Raw genomic sequence first — 20245 nt, forward strand, 5'->3', positions numbered from 1 at the left:
TTAAACATGCAAGCAAAATATTATGTGACTCTTACCGATTACGGTGCAACCCAAGTGGCTCAAGCGCACGATGTCGCATCAATTACATTGACTCAAATGGTGATTGGTGATGCCAATGGTGTTCCATACGATCCTGTCGATCAAAAAAATCGAACTACATTAGTCAATCAACGGGCGAGTGTTCCTGTTCAGTCAGTAGTCATCAATGGTGCTGTCACTACAGTTACAGCAACAATTCCTGCCAATATCGGTGGTTTCAATTTGCATGAGATTGGATTAAAGGACAGCACTGGTCAACTTGTCTATATTGGTAATTATCATGGCGGTTATAAACCTGCAATCGCTGAAGGTGCGGGTGGTGAATTAACTATTGTGATTGATATTAAAGCCGAAGCAGGTAATCAGGCTTTGATTGAAATTGATCCAAATATCGTGACGGCAAATAAGGATTGGGTCAAATCAAAGATTGAGGAATTAAAACTAGACTTATTAAATGAGATTAATCTTGCTAAACAGGATGTGGCTGTTGGGGATCTTTATATTACTACGCTTGCATTTCCTGATGCCCAAGCTGTCGCCAACCATAAAGGATATGGCACTTGGGAACCTTTTGGAAACGGTCATGCCTTAGTTACTCGTTCACTATCACACGATAATTTAGGTGCATATGAATGGCTTAAATTTATTGGGGCTACTGGTGGCTCTAATACTCATCAATTAACGGTAAATGAGTTACCTAGCCATCAATTCAACTATCCTAACCAGTGGGCAGGAACTAACCCGCCAAACGCTGTAGAAGTTTATTCTTATGATGACATTGGTTGGGCGAAAGATGGATCTGCTGATACCTCTTTGACTCAGCATACGAATAGCGTGGGTGGCGATCAACCTCATAATATTGTCCAGTCTTCTATCGTGATTGCAGCATGGAGAAGAATGACATGATTCAATATATCAATCCCGATTAGGTTTTAATCAGGATACAAGCATTCGCACTGTTGAATTTATGCATTCAATATCTCCAAAAGCCACCCTATCTTTTGGAGATTTTTTTAAATGGCAAACCAACACCATGGCATTACAGGACGTGAGGTCCAATCAGGCATCATTCCCATGCAAGATGCCGCAACCAATACAATTGGAATGATCTGTTTTGCAGACGATGCAGATCCTGTCATTTTTCCAGAAAATATCCCGGTTCGAGTTTCATCAATCAATCGCGTTTTACCTGCAGCGGGTTTAACAGGCAATTTGCGCAAATGCCTTGAGATCATTTCTAAAATTACAAATCCTACGCTGATCGTGATTCGAATCCCTTCCCCGTTTGGTGAAGTTTTCGATGTGCACAATGTGACTGGTGGCGTTAACGAATTCGGACAACGAACAGGTATTGAAGCATTCTTGACTGCCAAATCAATCCTAGGGATTAGCCCTAAAATTATTATCGCTCCTGATGTTGAAACGCCCGACGTTGTTGAGGCTTTAGCTGCGGTATGTAAAAAATTACGTGCCTATAGCTACGTTACCCCTCGCGATATTACAGGCGGTATTCTCCCAACAGCTGAAGAAGTTGTCTTATACCGCGATCAGCTTGCACATCGTGAGATTGAATTAATATGGCCTGAGTGGACCTCAGGGAGTGTATTTTTGGGGGAGATCCAACCCCCTCAGCACTAAGTTGTGAGGGGGCGATAAGATCCTTTAAATGGGTTATGGCGATCCGACAAGGCACAACACCTGCTGCAAATCTCAGTGTTTTTATAGACGGTGTAAATCAACAAGATAAACCGCCTTTAACTTGGTTAAATGAACAAGTTTTAGAGGAAAATTACCCTTATCTATCTCCTGATCTTGAAGGATTTCAAGTGGGGCAAGGTGTTATGCAATGGACGAATAACGATGATAAAAATCATCGTGTGGAAATTGTCAGCAATAACCCTGATATCATTCTCCTTACATATGGAAATCCAACTGTGATGGCATTTTCCTCCACACATATCGGTGTTTGTCTTAGCCATAGTGAAGCTGAATCAATATCATGCTCTGGGGCAACGGATAAAGTTAAATTTAAATCCTCTGGTTTAAGTAGTAACAACACAGGATACAACCTTATTGTTAATGGCTTTAATTACCGAGATTTCAATTGGAGTGGTGATAGTTCTCTTGTTGGATATTTACAACATGCAGTCTTGAATTATCTTTCTGACAAACTAATCGTCACAACCGAAGGTTCTGGCTTTGGAACAGATTGGACTATTCAAAATATTTCAAATGAAAATTTAAGAATTAGTCTTGTACCTTGGATAAGTACTACTGATTTTTCCATTGCTCCAGATAATGAAAACCCAACTTTGCACAGTCCAAATTCACAGGTTTTCGAGTTTTGTCTTTCACCAGGTGCACAAGTTGATCCCCCATGGGACATTGAATACCAATATATAGGAGAAACCACTAGGGAACTTACTGGCAATGAGATTCCAGACTATAGTAATTTTGGAAACGTCTACGCGACATCTCTAAAGTTCAATAATACAGTGATAAGAATCGGTGATGCTGCCTTCAAGGATTGGTCATATGCACTATCACTTGAGTTAAGCAACACTGTAAAAAACATTGGAAATGGAGCATTTAGCTCATGGATCAGAGCAACTACTTTAATCATTCCTGAGGGGATTGAAACCATTGGCAGTGAATGCTTTGACCACTGGCTTGTGCTAAAAACATTAACTTTACCAAGCTCGATTACTAGTATTTCAACTGCTGCATTTAATTATTGCTCAGCACTAGAAAAGATCACAGTCAACGCAATTAATCCGCCAAATATGACTGGAGCTGCTTTTTGGGACACTAATAATGCACCAATTTATGTACCTCAACAGTCGGTAAATGAATATAAGGCCGCTCCAAATTGGTCAAATTATTCATCGCGTATTTTTCCAATACCTTAGATCAATGAAACCACCTTCGGGTGGTTTTTTTCAAATCAACAAATCCCGATTAGCTTTTAATCAGGATTGAACAAATAGCGAAGCCTGACCATTCACCGCATGATTGACCCATCAACCAATGAAATGGGAAATTTCATGCCACAAACCAACTTATCCGAACTGTACGGACATGGCAGTTTCACTGCCGTAGTCGCAGCTGCAGCTTTGCGAGCCGAAACCGACAAAAAGGTCGGCTGGCATAAATCACTATCAAATATTCCTGTGACTGGTCCAACAGGAATCAGCCAACCAATGACTTGGGATCTTGAAGATCCAGACACAGACGTCGGTTACTTAAATCAGCACGACATTACCAGCATGATCCAGCATCAAGGTTTCCGTTTTTGGGGAAACCGCAATTGCTCTGATGATCCTCGCTTCAGTTTTGAAGTGGCCACACGTACCGCACAATTTATTTTAGACACCATCATTAATGGCTGTTTTCCATTCGTGGACCAACCACTGACCCCATATCTTGCCAAAGACATCATCGATTCGATCAACGCTGAGCTACAGGAACACGTTACAGCACGTCATTTGCTTGGTGCCTCAGTTTGGTATGACCCAGCCGAAAACTCGATCCAGAACTTACAACAAGGGCAACTCTGGGTCGATTATGACTACACCCCTATCCCAACACTTGAAAACCTTGGCTTAAACCAACGCATCACTGATCGCTATTTAGTAGATTTCAGCAAGTTGCTTGGTGGTGGTTCAACAACGGAATAAGGAGTTCCAAATGCTTCCACGTACACTCAAAAACTTTAATGTTTTTGTAAATACCCATTCATGGGCAGGGGTTGCCGAATCGATCACTATTCCAAAAATCACCAAGAAAACTGATGACTATCGCGGTGCTGGAATGATTGGTGACGTTGCTCTGTCCACAGGTTACGAAAAGCTTGAGAGCGAAGTGACCTATGCAGGTTTCGACGTTAAACAATACCGACAACTTGGAGTCTGTGGAACGTCAGATTTGCCAATTCGTTTTGTGGGTGTTTATGAACGCCAGGACAACTGCACCACTCAAAATGTAGAAATTTATACGCGCGGCCAAGCGACTGAATTGGATCCTGGTGACACTAAAAATGGTGAACGTACGGAAATCAAAATGTCATACAACCATACCTATTACCGTATGGAAGTTGATGGTGTCGTCGAAGTAGAGCTTGATTTCATTAATGGTATTGAACGCTATGGCGATAGCAATATCGCACAAGAAATTCGCGAATTACTTGGCCTATAGGTCAAGTAATCCCCCTTCCCCCCTATAAATATCCAAACAGGAAAATTTCATGTCAACGACAGAGCAAACTCAAAACGCTGAAGCAATTGCAGATCCTAACGTGAAAACCGTTTTATTCGATTTCGGTTTCAAACGTGGCGAGACATTGATTAAAGAAGTCGTGATCCGTAAACCAAAAACCCGGGCTTTACGTGGTTTAACTTTATCGGATCTGCTGCGTCTTGATGTAGATACGATTGCAACCCTTACCCCACGTATTACACAACCTGTTATGTCTGTAAATGATGTGTATGACCTTGAACCAGTAGACCTAACCAAAATTGGGAAGGAAATTATTAGTTTTTTCGTGAAAACAACGGACGAAGACTTCCAATAAATGTCGATGAAGTCATTGCAGATTTAGCCGTTGTATTCCATTGGAGTCCTGATATCTGCGATGACTTTTCTATTGATGAGTTGATGGATTGGCATGAACGTGCGCGTAAGCGATGGGAAACAGATAGTAAATGAGTGAAATAACGTTAAAGGCAATGCTTGAGCTAGTGGACAAGGCTACAGCTCCACTTAAAGAAGTTTTCGGGGCAAGTAATGAAACGAGTGAAGCACTCAAGTCTCAACGTGAGGAACTCAAAAAACTATCGAAGGCTCAATCTGAAATTTCTTCATTTCGTCAATTAAGCTCGGCTCTTAAAAAAACCAAAAACGATCTTGAAGATGCCAAATCTTCAACTGCACGTTTGGCACAGGAATATGCACGAGTTGAAAAACCAACTCGTGCTATGACTAAGCAATTTGAGCAGGCAAAACTGAAGGTAAAGCAGTTAAAACAGGCAGAACAAGAGCAACAAATGCAGCTATCAATGCTGCGTAATGGATTGAATCAAGCAGGTATCAGTACAAAAAATCTTGCCAAGGACGAACAGGCACTCAAGCAGAAAATTGATTCCTCCACTCAGGCTTTAAAGCAAAAAAAACAACAACTGGATAAACAGGTTGCTAGTCAAAAACGGTTAGACGAAATCACTAAACAGCACAGAAAAACTCAGGAACTCGTCGGCAATATGACAAGTGCTGGCTTGGCCACTGGAGCCGCTGCTGCCACTGGAGCCGCTGCTATCGGTTTCCCTATCAAAGCATTTGCTGAGGCTGAAGATGCTTCAACCACTTTGAAAGTGTCAATGATGCAATCAAATGGAATGGTAGCTAGGGAGTTTAAAGATATTAATTCACTGGCCAATGTCCTTGGGACCAAATTACCAGGAACAACAGCTGACTTTCAGTTAATGATGGCCAAGCTTGTACAACAGGGTATCAGTTACAAAGCAATTCTTGGCGGTGTGGGTGAAGCTTCAGGCTATCTTGCAGTTCAGCTAAAAATGCCATTTGAAGCTGCTGCAGAGTTTGCGGCCAAAATGCAAGATGCGACTAAGACATCCGAAAAAGATATGCTCGGGCTAATGGATACAATCCAACGCGCTTATTATCTTGGGGTCGATTCAGACAACATGCTCCAAGGATTTTCCAAACTTTCAGCTGGTATGAAAACTATCAAGGCTGAAGGACTAGCTGGAGCAAAGGCAGTGGCTCCCCTTCTGGTAATGGCCGACCAGGCTGCAATGGCAGGAGAATCCGCTGGTAACGCATACAGCAAGATTTTCTCCAGCATGATGAAAACAGATAAAATCACCAAAGCTCTGAAGAAAAATAAATCCCCATTGAGTATGAATTTCACCAATGGTAAGGGCGAATTCGGTGGTCTCGATCAAATGTTCAAACAACTAGAAAAATTAAAATCACTTTCAACTGAAGCACGTCTGCCGATTCTATCGGATATGTTTGGGGATGATGCAGAAACAATTCAGGCATTAAACCTGTTAATCGATAAAGGTCAAACTGGCTATAACGAGACAGTGGCCAAAATGAATGCTCAGGCCGATCTACAAAAGCGAGTCAATGAACAGCTTGGCACCTTAAAAAATCTTTGGGATGCAGCAACAGGTACATTTACAAGCGCGATGACAAATTTTGGAGCAGCAATTGCCCCAGAACTTAAATCTGCGGTGACAGGTCTAACCGATATTACTGAAAAGGTCGGAGCTTGGTCACAGGCTAATCCTGAATTATCAAATGCGATCATGAAAACGGTTGGCATTATTGTCATTTTATTAGCGGTATTCAGCGCAGTTTCACTTGGACTTGTTGCTTTACTTGGTCCAATGGCTTTACTTCAAATGACGTTCAGTGTTTTAGGTGTGAAAGGTTTCGGGCTGATCAATGTTATCAAATTAATTGCTGGCGCATTTATGTGGTTAGGAAGAAGCTTATTAGTTGTAGGTCGTTTAATGCTGGCCAACCCATTAATTTTGGCTATCACCTTACTGGCCGTGGCAGCCTTCCTGATCTATAAAAATTGGGGATCAATTGGTCCATTCTTTAAAGAAAAATGGGACAGCATCGGTGCAGGTGCTTCACAGCTTTGGCAGCAGCTTGTTGGATTTTTTAATAGCGGTATTTCCAATATCAGTACAGTGATTCTGAACTGGTCCCCTATCGGCCTTTTCTATCGGGCATTCGCTGCTGTAATGAGCTACTTTGGTGTCCAACTGCCAAGTACATTCACAGGATTCGGACAAATGCTTATGCAGGGTTTAGCCAATGGTATAGGCAATGCGGTCGGAGGTGTCATTGCAAAAGCTAAAGAGGTTGCATCATCGATCACCAATACCGTTAAAGGTGCATTCGGTATTCATTCTCCTAGCCGGGTATTTGCCGAATTAGGTGCTTATAACATGCAAGGCTTGGCTATCGGCATCGACAAGAATGCAAAACTTCCCTCAATGGCCGTTTCAAATGTCAGCCGGGAAATGTTAGGAACTTTTGACACTAGCGGCATCCGTTTCGATACCCGCCCATCGATTTCATCACGTTTACCAGGTGCAATTGCTTCAAGTAATTCTCAGCCGATGCAACTGACCATTAACGTCTACCCTTCAGCGGGTATGGATGAAAAATCATTAGCTCAAATGGTGGCTGCTGAAGTTGCAAAATTCCAAAGGGTGCCAAGTAAAAACCCTCGTACATATAACGATCTTGACTGAGTAAAAAACTATGCTTATGTGCCTAGGCCAGTTTGCATTTACGACTGACACTTTAACTTTCACAGAGATCCAACGCCAACGTTCTTGGCAATATGCAGATAATGCAGTGGCCACAGGTCGCAAGAAACGCCAATTTATCGGATCTGGTGATGACATCATCACACTCCCGGGAGTGATTTATCAGGAGTATGGTTTCGGTAATCGTTTTGCCATCGATGAACTTGCATCGATGGCCGATACTGGACAAGGCTTTGTCCTGGTCGATGGCAGTGGATATATATATGGAGTCTTTACGATCGACAACATAGACGAAACCAGACAGGTTCTATTGTTTAATGGTGTACCTCGAAAGGTAGATTTCACGATTAAACTTACCCGTGTGGATGACGAAAGAATTGATCAGCAAACGGCTGCGGAGTCTTAACAATGCCAAAGATTCCTGTTTGTGTTTTAACGGCCGATAGCAAACCACTAAATGAGCAAATCACTTTGCGGATTCTCAGCGTCCAAGTGACCGATAACCGCGCCAATGAAGCAGATCAACTCGATATCGTGATCGATGACAGTGATGGAGAGCTTGAACTCCCCCGACGAGGTGTAAAAATCAATTGTCAGCTTGGTTTCCATAATGAAGTACTGCACGACAAAGGGGATTTTATTGTCGATGAAACCGAATGGAGTGGACCGCCTGATATCATCACAATCAAAGCATCCAGCGCAAATTTTAAAAGCAATATTAAAGAAGCCAAATCAAAGTCATACCACCGCAAAAAATTCGGTGAAATAGCTTCTGAGATTGCCACTAGCCACAAACTGACATTGGTAATGACCGATGACCTTAAAAATATTGATTTAAGACATGTCGACCAGACCAATGAGTCGGATCTCAATTTACTGAATCGGATCTCAAAGCAAAACGGTGCAGAAATGGCGGTCAAGAAAGATCGGCTATTAATTTTTAAAGCTGGCACCGCACAAACGGCCTCAGGACAAAAACTTCCAACGATCAAAATGACCAGGGAGGAAGGTGATCAATTCAAGTACTCCGAGCAAGATAGAGACTCGGACTATACTGGCGTTTCAGCTAGCTATCATGACCAAGGCAAAGCAACCCGTAAACATGTGACTTCAGGCAATCCAGAATCCCGTGGCGCGGTCAATGATCCAAATACTAAAACCAAAGTATTAAAAGGGACCTTTGCATCCAAAGAAGAAGCACAACGAGCAGCTGATGCCAAAATGTCCGAGATCAAACGCCAAAAGGCGACCTTCAGTATTACCACCGCTTTGGGTATCCCTGCCGTTTCAACCGAGACACCTCTGGAACTGGAAGGATTCAAGCCGCAGGTAGACAAACTAAAATGGATTGTTGGAAAAGCCGTTCACACATATTCGACGGGTGGCTTGGTTACGCAATTGGATCTCGAGGCTAATATTTAATTTATGGATTAGGATTCAAATTATTTTCAGAAATCCAAATAAGTATTTCAGCTAAAGTACGAGCTTTATATGCCCCTACAGTCATCATATGATCGGATCCTTCTAGTTCAATATATTTACCAGACTTGCCGTAATTCTTTGCAGTCCCTCTACACATTCCTGGCGGTGTACACTTATCTTGAGATCCACCAATTACCAAAACTGGTGCCTTTACTGCCTTGTAATCAATTCTTGTAGATTTTTTTTGATCTAAAAACCAGAAAATCATTTGAGAATACGCTGTTCCTGATTCAGCACACAAACTCGCATAATATGACTCTTGTATTTCCAAAGGTTGTGCATTACAAATATATTTTTGCCAAACATCCCATTTTACTGGATACATTGGTCGGCCTAATACCCATTCTGGTAAGTAGCGTCCCCATAATTTTAAACACGATGGGTATAATGCAAACATTCCTGCTGTTGGAGCTGGTCCAAGTAAAACTAAGCCTTTAGTCTTTCGTCTAACAGCTACTAGCTGTGCTATTAATGCTCCGACAGAATGTCCAATAATAATTGGAGGACTGTCCATAGTGTCGATTAATTCGCAAAAATCCTGTGTATAGTCCAACATACCTAGCTTAGAAATCTTTTGAGCTGATCCCCACATATCCTTTTGAGCAGGCTCACCGTGATAGCGATACGAAGGTGCGTAAACTTTATAGCCTCTTTTTTCCAAATCGGTTTTAAATTCCCCCCAATTTCCACCATTACACCAAGTTCCATGTATTAATAATACATTTACCATTTTCTGTTCCTTTTGAAATTGCATTAAGTAAGTACTTAATATAGATTCTAAATAAAGAACAAAATTGACTTTATGAGACAATTTAGAGATAGATTATGATCAGAATGGGTGCGTTACAAGGCTATAGAGAACTGATGCTTACTCTAAATTGTGATCCATCACCTTTTTTAGTTCGTCATAATATTGATTATCAGAGACTTAATGATTCGGATGCATTTATCGAGATTGCCAGTTTGATAAATTTATTAGAAGAAAGCTCTCATGCAACTGGCTGTCCAGACTTTGGCCTTAAATTAACTCAGCATCAAAATCAGGATATGTTAGGTCTTTACCTAATCCTACTTCAACATTCTTTTAGTATTGAACAAGCCATAAATGATGCATCCAATTATATTTTTTTGCATAGTCCTTCAATGAGGCTTTTACTTGATAAGAATCAAAAATTATTTAAAAATTGCGCCTCTCTATATTTTGATATAAAAGTATCTGAATTTATATCTCAAAGGCAAATGATAGATGGTTGTCTTGGTAGAATTTTTTTAACATGTACTCAACAATTTAATATTCAACCTCAACATATTAAAGCAATATCAATTCCACACTCACCTACAGCACCAAAGTCTGCTTATCAAAGATTTTTTAAAGTACCTGTATATTTTGAGCAACCCTTCGCAGCTATACATTTTGATATTAATTTATTAAAAATTGAACTTTTTCCTACAAATACTAATATTAGAGACGAACTTATAAGAGATATTTCTAAGAACTATTCTCAATTGCAAACTCAATCTATGATCGAAAAAGTACAATACCTCATTCGCTCAACTATTGGCTTCCAGCAAATATCCAAAAATGATATTGCATCTTTACTTAATATGCACCCTAGAACATTGCAAAGAAAGTTAAGCAATGAAGGTAGTAACTTTGAAATAATTAAAGAAACTGTATATAAACAAATTTCACAGTCATATTTGTTAGAAACTAATATTCCTATTAAGCAAATTTCTAGTATTCTGGGGTACTCAGAGCCGTCGATTTTTACAAGAGCTTGTGATCGGTGGTTTAATAAAACACCTAAGGAAATTCGAATTAATAGAAAACTCTAGTGATTAATTCGGATCATGCCTTCAGCTGTAAAATAATTCGGAGTGAGATTGGATCTCTGCATGGTCCATTCTCCACCTAAGCCCCCTGCCCCAACTGATTCTCCAACATGAAAAAAAAATGTCACCATACGGTGGGGTAATATGGAACTGAGTTTCTAGGTATAAAACTACTATACATCGTAGTTTTATGTTAATCAATTTTCTGAAGTATTTTTCGGATCTTTTGGATTTGTACTTGTTGCATCAACTAAACTTGGTTTAAGTGATTTCACTATTTCCGTGCTAGTTTTAAATACCTCTAAACTCGTTTTCATTTGTTCATTCATTAAATCACCGATCTTGTCATGCTGAGTTTTATCAAGCTCTTTGCCAAAATACTTGGATACGAGTTCTTTGTAAATTCCTGAATGCTCTGACTTTTCAACTTCTGCCAAATAAAGTGGTAATGCTCTTAGCTCTAAAGAAGTTTGATGAGCTTGTTCGTGTAACTTTCTAAAATGAGCTGCTTTTCGTAAAAACAATGTTCCAAGTGTTAGAACAAGAGTTATAGTTAAGACTTTGAATAAAATAAAATTAACAAGATTCTCGTCACTATAAGGGAATATGTTTAAACTGACTATCGTAACTAATACAGCACCTCCAAATAACATATAAAACAGAATTTCATAAGTTCTAGCAGCTTCTAAAAATTTATTACTAGCCTCTGAATATATCTCTTCAGTTTTAATTCCTTCTAAAGCACGTTTTGCTGATTCAACTTGTTTAACTGTTTCTCTGGCTTTTTCAACTTCTTGCTGTAAGTTAAATATAAGCTCATTTGATACTTTCTCCTTATCTGCAATATCTTTAACAGTTGTATAAAATTGAAGTAAATTTCTTATGTTATGAAAAATTCTACTTAAATCATCTAATGTAATTTCTGTATTACTTGGTGGTAGTGTAGAATTTGCTAATTGAATATGTTGAATCGCATCGTAGTCTTGAATGGTATATTTTATATATTTTCTATTATCTGAAAAAAAACTATTGAATTGCATTTCCAACACAGACGTTTGTGCTCTTACTCTTTTAAGAGTTCTCTCATAGGGGCTTTCCATTTCATTTTCAGGTGATAGATCCGCTGTAAAGGCTATATTATCTAAATTTTTTATTAACTCACGTAATGATTTTTGAAAAATATTAAAAGTTTCTCTTTCATCACTTGCCATTGGTTCAGTAAAACTCAAAGCCATATCCCCTCCTCAAAAATATTAAAACAATAATTCTTTAATTGACCCCATGCATTAGCTCACTTTGACCCTATCCATTGGCTCAAAGTGGACCATCGCATTGTATCAAAATGGAATCTTCTTTCCTTATATAAATAAAATAAGAATTAAAGTTATATAAAAATGCAAAAACGAAAAATTGTTGACTAAAAAAAAATTTAAATTATATTGTCCATATCACAGCAAAATCTGTGATCAGGCGTGAGAACCTGCATTATTATCCAACGGTGCAAAATCAAAGTCGCACCAAGCGGCATTTTTTTTGTCTATTGCATAGTCGTGCTTTCGTTATGGCAGGCTAGGCAGGGCAGCTTTATGCTGGTCGCAACCGTTGGAGCGATTTCTCACCCCTGTTTAGTCTGTCACCATTACCGTGAGAAGTGATGCTGGCAGGTTAATAAAACTTACCAACGGAAAACGACTATGAACACACGTTCTTATAGTGCATACACACGCACGTCTACCACGCCAATCGAACACACCCCAATCCTTGATTTTCCAGCTTATCTGGCATCAAAAAAGAAAGCCGCAAAGCTCAAAAAATTAAAGACACCCTCGCATTTCTTACCATCATAATCCTTGCCTACATCCTGATAAATTTAGGCGGTGCATGATGCCAAAGGTCCTCATATACACCGAACTAGGCACTGAAAGACTGTGTACAAGCTGTGGCGAGTACTACCCATTCGACGGTGAGTTTTTCAACAGAAATGGCTTAAGAAAGGGCGTTCAGCAATGGACCTCAAAGTGTAAAGCTTGCTATATGGAGCTTTATCGGGGGGCTGTAGCATGAAATTATTACTTCAACATAATGAATTTCCCCTGATCGCTTCGCCAAAAATGGCGAAGGTTTTGGGGATTACAGCGGCAACCTTTCTGCAAAAACTCTATTACCTGATCAACGAAACCCGTAAACGCAAAACCAAGAAAAATTTAACCACTTACAAAGGCCGCAAGTGGTGGTTTCATACCTTCGAAGAATGGAAAGAGACCCTCGGAATGTTTAGCGTTTCAACGATCAAAAGAGCCGTGGCCAAGTTACGCGCTCTAGGTCTCATTCAGGTTGCAAAGCTATCTGATGTGAAGTCGGATCGGGTGAACTACTACACCATTGACTACAAAAAATTAAAGTCCTTATTCTGCATCGACATCCCAACTTCAGACACGCCAGTGCCGCCACCTGCAGCTGCTCCACACCAGGATAAAATTATCGGTACACCAGAGCCACAAAACCCACCTGCAACACCAGACCAATTAAGGGCCATGCCTGATAAACAAAGGAAGCTGTACAACCAATTACGCGCCTTAAAACTGGATATCACCCCATGCGAACCCTTACTCGAAATATGGGTCCATCATGCCAACATGATCACTGCTTATGTGGCATCCGCATCATCACGATTAGACATTACCAAATGGCACTGGCACACCCCTGTCCAGATCCTCCCATCGCATTTACTAGACTGAGGGTTTTACAATGAAAATAGAAAAAATAATTGTCAGAGTACAAAATCAGAAAACAAGAAAACGCCAGCTTTTTGTCAGCTCTAGAAAATTACATCGACTTATACAGAGTAATCACTCATATAAAACTTTTATCGAAACTAATATTATTTGGTCTCGATTACGAGAAAACATTGATTACCATTTCAACAAAAATTATGACACCTATAACCTGAGTATCTGTGCTGTTCAAGCCATTTTAGTAATGGAAAATACTGAACTAAGTTGGAGACTTTTCAACGAACTTTCAGACCTGATAAATAACGGATTTAACCATTCATATGGGGTATGACATGGATATACAAACAAGGTTAACATTATTAGATCAGCATTTAAGTTTACTTGTTGAAGCAACAGAATGCTGCGAATCATTAACTGGCGAGTCTGTCGCTGCGACATTATTTATTATTCAAGAGCAAGTTCGACTTATTCAAAAATCTATGAATCAAGAGTAAAAAAAGCCCTCTCATGAGGGCTAATCATCATATAAACCATCTGTATTTGAATCAAAACTCTCAATTAAAGGCTTGTATTTTTCAGCATCACCATCTCGAGGTAAATGCAAAAAAGTAATGGGAATATGTCTAACTTTATAGTTATATTCCGTTCCTGAATGTGGCTGAAGGCTGTAGGTGCAACTCGATTTCATTTTACATTGTGTAAGTGAAACTAATTTAGCACCAAGTTTTTTGGACAAATATTCTTGCCAATTTTTCATAACTTTTGGTTCAGTATGATTTGCATTGTTTGGCTTTATAAATATCAGCATTGCTCCTGCTGTAGCTCCAATCTGGCCTTTACTATATCTTTCAGTTAATTGCGTATAGCCGCCATATAAATATGTATTTCCATATTTATTAGGACCACCCCAAATTTTAGCTTCAGCAATCCATGTAAAACTACCTAACGTAATTGAAATATCGGCATTTCCATTATTATCACTATCTTTCTGTGCAGTAGGCCAGAATCTTTTTAATCCTAACCAAATATTGTGGGAAATCTGAACCTCAGTCATTCCCCAATAATATTCAACAGCAGTTAACATATCATTAGTAATTTCATCTATTTCATTGTAGATAAGTTCAACAAAATCCTCATAAGTACCATCCGTAGCAACAAGGTCTTGGTACATTCTTTTTTGCATTTGTTGCGAGGCCTGTGCCATTAAAGCAAAATTCACAATATTGACTCCCAAATTTTGATAAAATTCAGAGTCGGTACAAAATAAGGAAATACAACCTGATGATATTGTTCAAAGCTTAATCTGCATCCTTCTTGAGGGTGATAATATTCATTATTCTTCATTGCTAAAAAGACTTCACCTCTAGGGATCTCTTCCCAATAGCCAGTTACAATATCTCGATAATGAAAATATTGGATCAATACCTTTACTTCTTGGCTACTCAGTAAATACACAGCATCAATAAATTGCGAATGCTCAGCATCTTTTGCTTTTGATACATTAAATAAATAGCTAAAGTGCATATCTGTTTCAGAATTCAAATCATCACATTGAGCTATTTCAATAATCAAATTTTTACAAAGAGCAAATACAAGCTCATGATCTGATCGACCATCAACTAATTTTTCAATAGTTGGCTCAAAATACTCAAAAACCTTATAAGCTCTTTGTAAATAATTATTCATTTACTTATTCACTTTATGTAAGTGTGTCATAATTTTATCAATACAATATTGTAGACCTTTATATGAGTCTAGATGGTCTAAAATTGCATATTTTACTGGATTATGAGTTGAATCTCTAAACTCTGCTTCAGTAAGCCCTAAACTAATAATAGGTTTTTCCTCATCTGATACATTATATTCACGATCAATACCAAAAAAGTCCAGAATCTGACTTTTTGATCCCTCTTGGAAAAACTTATCGTCACGCATGTCATTCAACTTTTTCCCACTACGACCAAGATAAGTATAACCTCCTTTACCTGTAGAAAAGTCATGATTCACGACACGACCTGTCGCTGAACTTTCAACTTCCATTTCTGGAATGATTTTTCTTAGGTTAAGGCTATTTAATTGATCTAGCATGCCGTATCTCTTAATTATTGTTTTGTAGTCTTCTATTTTTATATTAGATAAAGCCCTATCAAAAACATTAATTAAATCAATACCTATTACAATTATTTCATGTTTATGATCAATCTTGATAAAATCAAATGCATTAAGATCAAAACGTAGTTTTTTGGAAATACCAACCACTACTGCATCAGGAAACTCTAAGGAAAACTCATCAACACTACGGACCGTTTCTGGAACAGTTCTATAGTAATGGCGTTCACTTTTGAAATAGTAAATTGTTCCGCTGTCTAATTCTTCTGCTTTAGCTAACACAGCATCATTAGTAGTTGCAGGGCTGTGATTAAATTCACTTTCAAAAAGATTAAATTTTAAAGCTTCATTTTTTAATTTATCTTCAATATCTTCTATAATTTTTGAGTCTACCTTATATAGTAAAATCTTTTTATTGAAGAAAGCTACATGCTTATCAAGAATTTTTTTAAGTTCACAATTTACTTCATTTAAATCTTTTAAAACATCTCCTTTATCTAACCCCCTTACTGCGTTTATTAAACCGTGGCGACCTCTTCCTGTAATATGAAATGGACGAAAAACATCTGCTATTTTGTTTGCCGGGAACTTTCTTTTATTTAGCTGATCTAACTTATTAATAACTTCAATTTTTAGATTTTCAATTTTTGGATCTTTTGCCACAAAACTAAACCTTATAGTAACTTAACAATAATATATTTATAGCATTGTTTATTTTATAGCACCATTATATTTGATCATATTTTGACAAACAGATTAGAGTAAATGATTAATGTCATTTACTCTCTTAATTATTTATTTGAAAAACTCTCAGCAAAATTTCTTACCAATGTAAGCAAGGTCACATGCTGTGCGGGGTCAACTTGATTCCAAAGTTTTAATAGCTCTTTTGCATCGTCTGAAAGTAGATCAGGACGTACACGCTCTCCAGTAAGAAGAAACCAAACATCGACCCCTTCTTGATGTAAAGCTTCCAAATCCTCTTGGTTCATGACCCTTTCGCCCTTTTCATAGCGCAAAACAGCCATCGTTTTCTTATTAAACAAAGCAGAAAAGTCTTTTTGAGAAAGCCCTAATCTTGATCGTTCAATCCGAATGCGTTTACCTCTTTGATTGATATTTTCATCACCCATTTGGGATATACCTATTATTTAAATATCCCAAATGGGATATTATTTGTTTAAACATATACCATCTTAACAAAGTTCTTTCTTCACTACAGTCTAAAACTGTCACTAAAAAGGAAACCTGCAATGGTTACTCAAGAGTCTCAAAAAGAAATTCAAATCAGTTTTCGTACCACATCAGAAAATCGTCGCTTAGCTCGCATCGAAGCAGCCAAATGCAATATGTCACTCAATGAGTGGATCAAATTTCTGGTCGAATCAAAACTGCCGAACTCTACTCCTTCAAACTCAAAATAATCATAAGAGACGACTTTTTGGCTCATCACAGATTCCCTAGCCAATCACGTAAATGTTTAGTAAAGAAATGAAACGGACTGTAAAACAGCAAAAAAATAACAAGTGAGTGTCGTCGGGAGCAACAGATCACTTGGTCGATTCACTAGGGGTAATAATGAGTAAATCTATAGGATTCTATTGTCCGCATTGCGAACGTAGATTACATGTGACCAGTCGCAAACGCCCATCACCATTACTACACAACATTATTGTCAGTTGTATAAATCCTGACTGTTTAGCAAGCTTCGCTGCTGATCTCGAAATCACACGCACTATCCACAATAGTCTTTCACCTAAATCAAATCTTTCCATCACAAAACAAAAGTGGGAAATCGAAATAGAGCTGCAGCTTTTCGCTTTAGAACTTCAAACTGAAATTGATCAGTTCCAAAAATGCTTTATCGAAGGTGCGATTAATGCATTGCATTGGGCAAATAAAATTGATCTAGCAACCGCTCAAAGCTATCGCAACCGCCTCCTACAAATGAAATTGATCTGAGTAATACATGGATATTTTGCAACGTCGCATCGACGAAAGACTGAACCAACTTTTCAAATTCAAAAAAGTAGGCGACTGGTACCGCAGCGGTGTATGCCCTAAATGTAATCAAAAAGAGTTATACACCCACGCAATAACACCAAAAGTGGTGAAATGTGGCCGTATCAATAAATGTACTTATGAAGAACATGTCAAAGATATCTGCGACGATCTTTTTAAGGACTGGTCGCAGGACTTCCCTAAGACAGAATCAAATCCAAACGCTTCTGCAGATGCATACATGCAACACGCTCGGGGCTTCGATATATCCAGCTTTAAAACTCTCTATAAGCAAGAACTTTACCGCGACTATAAGAATCAAAGCCTAGTAACGTCCACGGTTCGTTTTGAACTTGCACCAGGTATTTATTGGGAAAGGTTTATTGATCGTCCAGAACGTTTCGGACGTATGAAAGCCAATTTTATTGGCGAATGGAAAGGCTTATCGTGGACCGTTCACAGTTTAGATGATCTTTGTAATGCTGGCAGTATATGGTTAACAGAGGGAATTTTTAACAGCATTGCATTGTCACAGTCGGATCTGATCAGTATCAGTACCATGAACAGTGGCAACTATCCAAACAAGATCCTGAGACAAATCGCTACACGCTGCGAAGAACTCCAAAAAGACCGCCCTCGCCTTGTATGGGCTTTAGATAATGACAAGGCTGGAAAAAAGTTTTTACCTAAACAGATCGACCAATCGATAAAAGATGGATGGTTATGCACAGCTGCTCTACCTACGGTCGGTCAGGATTGGAATGATCTATTTCAAAACAATCTTCTCACCAAGAAACACCAGGATAAATATATCCATTACGGCAAGCTACAAATCGCAAAGACAGCTGAGGAAGCCGGCTTATTGATTTACAACTTCTACAACATTGCAAAGTTTTATTTTAATCACGGTTTCCGCACCTATTGGTGGGAACTGGATTACAAAAAATTTAATTCAGTGCTTGAAGCAACAAAAGAAGGACAAGGTTCAATGTTGTCCGAAGAAGAACAAAAGATTCACGCTCTAAAAAATAGTTCTTCAGTCGTGGAGATCTGTAACGCACAACTGGAACCTTTATATTTCCAACGTAACGAGATAACCGACGAAAGTTGGTATTACTTCCACCTGCAATCACCGTGGGGAGAAGTTAAAGCAACGTTCACCCCTGAACATATTTCATCACGTAGCAAGTTTAAACCGCGTGTTATGGGCGTTTTATCAGGTGCAATGTGGACTGGATCAGATCAACAGCTCGAAACCTTTATCAAGCGCAAAACGGAGCGTTTACGCGAAGTCAAAACGATCGACTTTATTGGATACAGCAAGGAACATGATATCTATATCTTCGATCAATTCGCTGTGCATAAAGGCCAAGTTATCCCCAAAAACGAACACGATTATTTCAGAACAAACAAAAAAGAGATCAAGACTTTAGCTTCGACGCCCATTATTCATATAAACAACAAGAAGGAATTTCAACCGACTTGGTGGCGTGATTACTACGACTTAAACGGTGAAGTCGGACTAATACTTTTAGCCTGGTGGACAGGTTCATATTTTGCGGAGCAGATCCGCGCGGTTAATTCATCATATCCATTCTTTGAGTTTGTTGGCCAAGCAGGATCAGGTAAATCGACTCTGATCGAAATGCTTTGGAAATTTAGCGGCCGCGAAGCCTATGAGGGTTTTGACCCAAATAAGTCAACAAGCGTGGCGATTTATCGTAACTTCGCCCAAACCTCAAATATGCCAATCGTACTCATCGAGGGCGACCGTAACGATCAACAATCAGCACAAAAAGCAAAATTTTCATGGGATGAATTAAAAGACGCATTCAACGGCCGTGCAATTCGCTCCAAAGGCTTAAAAACGGCAGGTAATGAAACATACGAGCCACCGTTCCGTGCTGCTGTGATGATCAGCCAGAACACGCCGATCCAAGCCTCTGAAGCAATCCTCTCTCGTACCCTGCATATATCGGTCGATATCAAAGGTCACAGCTTAGAGAAAAAGAATATTGCGACCAGATTGTCGCAAATGCCTTTGGATGAAGCATGTACTTATATGACGTACTGCCTGAAGAACGAGAACAAGATTTTAGAGACTTACAGCAACAATCTGAAAAAGATCGAAGCAGAGTTCCACGCAAAGGGAATCACTCATGTCCGTATTGCGCTATGCCATGCCCAAGTCTCAGCGATGATCGACTCATTAGCTGAGCATGTACTTAAAAAAGAAATCAGTGCAACCGAAATCCAGAACGCCAAAAACATGCTTGAGAACATGGCTAGAAAACGCGTCGACGAGATCGGAATGGACCACATCTACGTGCAACAGTTTTGGGATGCATACGAATATCTTAACGGCATCCGAAACGTACATTTTCATCTTAATCATTTCGACGCAACAGAGGCACATATTGCAATCAATTTAAACGAAGTCTACAAAGTCGCTGCTCGGAACTTCCAAGCATTACCAGACATCAACGAAATGCGGAACTTATTGCGTACAAGCAAAAGATACAAGTTTGTTGAAGCTAATAAGCCAGTCAGATCGAATAAATTCCCTGCCGAAGATGCCAAAAATTTAGGCGACCACACCAACGACAATCCACTCCAAAGCGAGCGGATTATTAAGTGCTGGATCTTCACAAATCCAAATCAAGTTAAACAACCAGGAATAAAAAAATGATGAATATGACCCAAGCCACAATTATTATTAGTAGTTCATCATTTTGC

At 39.1% G+C, this 20245-nt stretch carries 22 protein-coding genes; 16 read left to right on the forward strand and 6 right to left on the reverse strand.

Annotated features, from left to right (window positions below):
- Window positions 1–6: 6 nt before the first annotated feature.
- The 10 genes from F3J02_RS18625 (at window position 7) to F3J02_RS13280 (ending at window position 8771) form a co-directional block, all read left to right on the forward strand.
- Window positions 7–945, forward strand: coding sequence for a phage tail protein (locus F3J02_RS18625; RefSeq protein ID WP_228284352.1), 939 nt, complete (start codon window positions 7–9; stop codon window positions 943–945).
- A 111-nt stretch (window positions 946–1056) separates the two neighbouring features.
- On the forward strand, window positions 1057–1677 hold the full coding sequence (locus F3J02_RS13240) for a hypothetical protein (RefSeq protein WP_167249979.1): 621 nt from the start codon (window positions 1057–1059) through the stop codon (window positions 1675–1677).
- 35 nt (window positions 1678–1712) lie between these two features.
- Window positions 1713–2948, forward strand: a complete 1236-nt coding sequence (locus F3J02_RS13245) for a leucine-rich repeat domain-containing protein (RefSeq protein WP_167249981.1) — start codon at window positions 1713–1715, stop codon at window positions 2946–2948.
- Between the two features lie 135 nt (window positions 2949–3083).
- Window positions 3084–3716, forward strand: a complete 633-nt coding sequence (locus F3J02_RS13250; protein WP_167249983.1) for a phage tail sheath subtilisin-like domain-containing protein — start codon at window positions 3084–3086, stop codon at window positions 3714–3716.
- Between the two features lie 10 nt (window positions 3717–3726).
- Window positions 3727–4233 carry a phage major tail tube protein gene (locus F3J02_RS13255; protein WP_167249985.1) on the forward strand — a complete coding sequence of 169 codons (507 nt, stop codon included), beginning with the start codon at window positions 3727–3729 and terminating at the stop codon, window positions 4231–4233.
- A gap of 49 nt (window positions 4234–4282) precedes the next feature.
- Window positions 4283–4609 carry a phage tail assembly protein gene (locus tag F3J02_RS13260; protein ID WP_167249987.1) on the forward strand — a complete coding sequence of 109 codons (327 nt, stop codon included), beginning with the start codon at window positions 4283–4285 and terminating at the stop codon, window positions 4607–4609.
- A gap of 14 nt (window positions 4610–4623) precedes the next feature.
- Window positions 4624–4743 carry a GpE family phage tail protein gene (locus F3J02_RS13265; RefSeq protein ID WP_167250105.1) on the forward strand — a complete coding sequence of 40 codons (120 nt, stop codon included), beginning with the start codon at window positions 4624–4626 and terminating at the stop codon, window positions 4741–4743.
- On the forward strand, window positions 4740–7331 hold the full coding sequence (locus tag F3J02_RS13270; RefSeq protein ID WP_167249989.1) for a phage tail tape measure protein: 2592 nt from the start codon (window positions 4740–4742) through the stop codon (window positions 7329–7331). The genes F3J02_RS13265 and F3J02_RS13270 overlap by 4 nt, the downstream gene beginning before the upstream one ends.
- Before the next feature lie 10 nt (window positions 7332–7341).
- The gene (locus F3J02_RS13275) at window positions 7342–7755 is read left to right on the forward strand and encodes a phage tail protein (protein WP_167249991.1); all 414 of its coding nucleotides are present in this window, start codon (window positions 7342–7344) and stop codon (window positions 7753–7755) included.
- Window positions 7756–7757: 2 nt separating this feature from the next.
- Window positions 7758–8771: a contractile injection system protein, VgrG/Pvc8 family gene (locus F3J02_RS13280; RefSeq protein WP_167249993.1), complete on the forward strand. Its 1014-nt coding sequence runs from the start codon at window positions 7758–7760 to the stop codon at window positions 8769–8771.
- Window position 8772: 1 nt separating this feature from the next.
- Here F3J02_RS13280 and F3J02_RS13285 read toward each other — a convergent pair whose 3' ends face one another.
- Window positions 8773–9561 carry an alpha/beta hydrolase gene (locus F3J02_RS13285; RefSeq protein WP_167249995.1) on the reverse strand — a complete coding sequence of 263 codons (789 nt, stop codon included), beginning with the start codon at window positions 9559–9561 and terminating at the stop codon, window positions 8773–8775.
- A 104-nt stretch (window positions 9562–9665) separates the two neighbouring features.
- Here F3J02_RS13285 and F3J02_RS13290 point away from each other — a divergent pair, with 104 nt between their 5' ends.
- On the forward strand, window positions 9666–10667 hold the full coding sequence (locus tag F3J02_RS13290) for an AraC family transcriptional regulator ligand-binding domain-containing protein (RefSeq protein WP_167249997.1): 1002 nt from the start codon (window positions 9666–9668) through the stop codon (window positions 10665–10667).
- A 194-nt stretch (window positions 10668–10861) separates the two neighbouring features.
- On the opposite strand, the gene F3J02_RS13295 is transcribed toward F3J02_RS13290, so the two are convergent.
- Window positions 10862–11899 carry a hypothetical protein gene (locus F3J02_RS13295; RefSeq protein WP_167249999.1) on the reverse strand — a complete coding sequence of 346 codons (1038 nt, stop codon included), beginning with the start codon at window positions 11897–11899 and terminating at the stop codon, window positions 10862–10864.
- Between the two features lie 876 nt (window positions 11900–12775).
- Here F3J02_RS13295 and F3J02_RS13300 point away from each other — a divergent pair.
- Together F3J02_RS13300 and F3J02_RS13310 are read left to right on the forward strand one after the other, a co-directional pair.
- Window positions 12776–13402 carry a hypothetical protein gene (locus tag F3J02_RS13300; RefSeq protein ID WP_228284353.1) on the forward strand — a complete coding sequence of 209 codons (627 nt, stop codon included), beginning with the start codon at window positions 12776–12778 and terminating at the stop codon, window positions 13400–13402.
- A gap of 329 nt (window positions 13403–13731) precedes the next feature.
- Entirely contained in the window at window positions 13732–13893 is a 162-nt protein-coding gene (locus F3J02_RS13310) for a hypothetical protein (protein ID WP_167250001.1), read from the forward strand.
- A 20-nt stretch (window positions 13894–13913) separates the two neighbouring features.
- On the opposite strand, the gene F3J02_RS13315 is transcribed toward F3J02_RS13310, so the two are convergent.
- The 4 genes from F3J02_RS13315 to F3J02_RS13330 all read right to left on the reverse strand — a co-directional run bounded on the left by F3J02_RS13315 (window position 13914) and on the right by F3J02_RS13330 (window position 16641).
- Window positions 13914–14618 carry a hypothetical protein gene (locus F3J02_RS13315; protein WP_323127325.1) on the reverse strand — a complete coding sequence of 235 codons (705 nt, stop codon included), beginning with the start codon at window positions 14616–14618 and terminating at the stop codon, window positions 13914–13916.
- Window positions 14615–15085 carry a hypothetical protein gene (locus F3J02_RS13320; protein WP_167250002.1) on the reverse strand — a complete coding sequence of 157 codons (471 nt, stop codon included), beginning with the start codon at window positions 15083–15085 and terminating at the stop codon, window positions 14615–14617. Before F3J02_RS13320 ends, F3J02_RS13315 begins: the two co-directional genes overlap by 4 nt.
- Window positions 15086–16171, reverse strand: a complete 1086-nt coding sequence (locus tag F3J02_RS13325; protein ID WP_167250003.1) for a hypothetical protein — start codon at window positions 16169–16171, stop codon at window positions 15086–15088.
- Window positions 16172–16299: 128 nt separating this feature from the next.
- On the reverse strand, window positions 16300–16641 hold the full coding sequence (locus F3J02_RS13330; RefSeq protein WP_167250004.1) for a helix-turn-helix domain-containing protein: 342 nt from the start codon (window positions 16639–16641) through the stop codon (window positions 16300–16302).
- 120 nt (window positions 16642–16761) lie between these two features.
- Here F3J02_RS13330 and F3J02_RS13335 point away from each other — a divergent pair, with 120 nt between their 5' ends.
- From F3J02_RS13335 to F3J02_RS13345, 3 genes are all read left to right on the forward strand, one after another.
- Window positions 16762–16932: a hypothetical protein gene (locus F3J02_RS13335; RefSeq protein ID WP_167250005.1), complete on the forward strand. Its 171-nt coding sequence runs from the start codon at window positions 16762–16764 to the stop codon at window positions 16930–16932.
- A 154-nt stretch (window positions 16933–17086) separates the two neighbouring features.
- Window positions 17087–17470, forward strand: a complete 384-nt coding sequence (locus F3J02_RS13340) for an ogr/Delta-like zinc finger family protein (protein ID WP_167250006.1) — start codon at window positions 17087–17089, stop codon at window positions 17468–17470.
- A gap of 7 nt (window positions 17471–17477) precedes the next feature.
- A complete protein-coding gene (locus F3J02_RS13345) occupies window positions 17478–20198 on the forward strand; it encodes a toprim domain-containing protein (RefSeq protein ID WP_167250007.1) in 2721 nt (906 codons plus the stop codon).
- The last annotated feature ends 47 nt before the right edge of the window (window positions 20199–20245 follow it).

The organism is Acinetobacter sp. Tr-809 (assembly GCF_011753255.1).
Classification (GTDB): domain Bacteria; phylum Pseudomonadota; class Gammaproteobacteria; order Pseudomonadales; family Moraxellaceae; genus Acinetobacter.

Excerpts from the sequence above, each read along its gene's own strand:
- F3J02_RS18625 (WP_228284352.1), top strand. The coding sequence starts at position 7 with ATGCAAGCAAAATATTATGTGACTCTTACCGATTACGGTGCAACCCAA.
- F3J02_RS13240 (WP_167249979.1), top strand. The coding sequence starts at position 1,057 with ATGGCAAACCAACACCATGGCATTACAGGACGTGAGGTCCAATCAGGC.
- F3J02_RS13245 (WP_167249981.1), top strand. The coding sequence starts at position 1,713 with ATGGCGATCCGACAAGGCACAACACCTGCTGCAAATCTCAGTGTTTTT.
- F3J02_RS13250 (WP_167249983.1), top strand. The coding sequence starts at position 3,084 with ATGCCACAAACCAACTTATCCGAACTGTACGGACATGGCAGTTTCACT.
- F3J02_RS13255 (WP_167249985.1), top strand. The coding sequence starts at position 3,727 with ATGCTTCCACGTACACTCAAAAACTTTAATGTTTTTGTAAATACCCAT.
- F3J02_RS13260 (WP_167249987.1), top strand. The coding sequence starts at position 4,283 with ATGTCAACGACAGAGCAAACTCAAAACGCTGAAGCAATTGCAGATCCT.
- F3J02_RS13270 (WP_167249989.1), top strand. The coding sequence starts at position 4,740 with ATGAGTGAAATAACGTTAAAGGCAATGCTTGAGCTAGTGGACAAGGCT.
- F3J02_RS13275 (WP_167249991.1), top strand. The coding sequence starts at position 7,342 with ATGCTTATGTGCCTAGGCCAGTTTGCATTTACGACTGACACTTTAACT.
- F3J02_RS13280 (WP_167249993.1), top strand. The coding sequence starts at position 7,758 with ATGCCAAAGATTCCTGTTTGTGTTTTAACGGCCGATAGCAAACCACTA.
- F3J02_RS13285 (WP_167249995.1), bottom strand. The coding sequence starts at position 9,561 with ATGGTAAATGTATTATTAATACATGGAACTTGGTGTAATGGTGGAAAT.
- F3J02_RS13290 (WP_167249997.1), top strand. The coding sequence starts at position 9,666 with ATGGGTGCGTTACAAGGCTATAGAGAACTGATGCTTACTCTAAATTGT.
- F3J02_RS13295 (WP_167249999.1), bottom strand. The coding sequence starts at position 11,899 with ATGGCTTTGAGTTTTACTGAACCAATGGCAAGTGATGAAAGAGAAACT.
- F3J02_RS13300 (WP_228284353.1), top strand. The coding sequence starts at position 12,776 with ATGGCGAAGGTTTTGGGGATTACAGCGGCAACCTTTCTGCAAAAACTC.
- F3J02_RS13310 (WP_167250001.1), top strand. The coding sequence starts at position 13,732 with ATGGATATACAAACAAGGTTAACATTATTAGATCAGCATTTAAGTTTA.
- F3J02_RS13320 (WP_167250002.1), bottom strand. The coding sequence starts at position 15,085 with ATGAATAATTATTTACAAAGAGCTTATAAGGTTTTTGAGTATTTTGAG.
- F3J02_RS13330 (WP_167250004.1), bottom strand. The coding sequence starts at position 16,641 with ATGGGTGATGAAAATATCAATCAAAGAGGTAAACGCATTCGGATTGAA.
- F3J02_RS13335 (WP_167250005.1), top strand. The coding sequence starts at position 16,762 with ATGGTTACTCAAGAGTCTCAAAAAGAAATTCAAATCAGTTTTCGTACC.
- F3J02_RS13340 (WP_167250006.1), top strand. The coding sequence starts at position 17,087 with ATGAGTAAATCTATAGGATTCTATTGTCCGCATTGCGAACGTAGATTA.
- F3J02_RS13345 (WP_167250007.1), top strand. The coding sequence starts at position 17,478 with ATGGATATTTTGCAACGTCGCATCGACGAAAGACTGAACCAACTTTTC.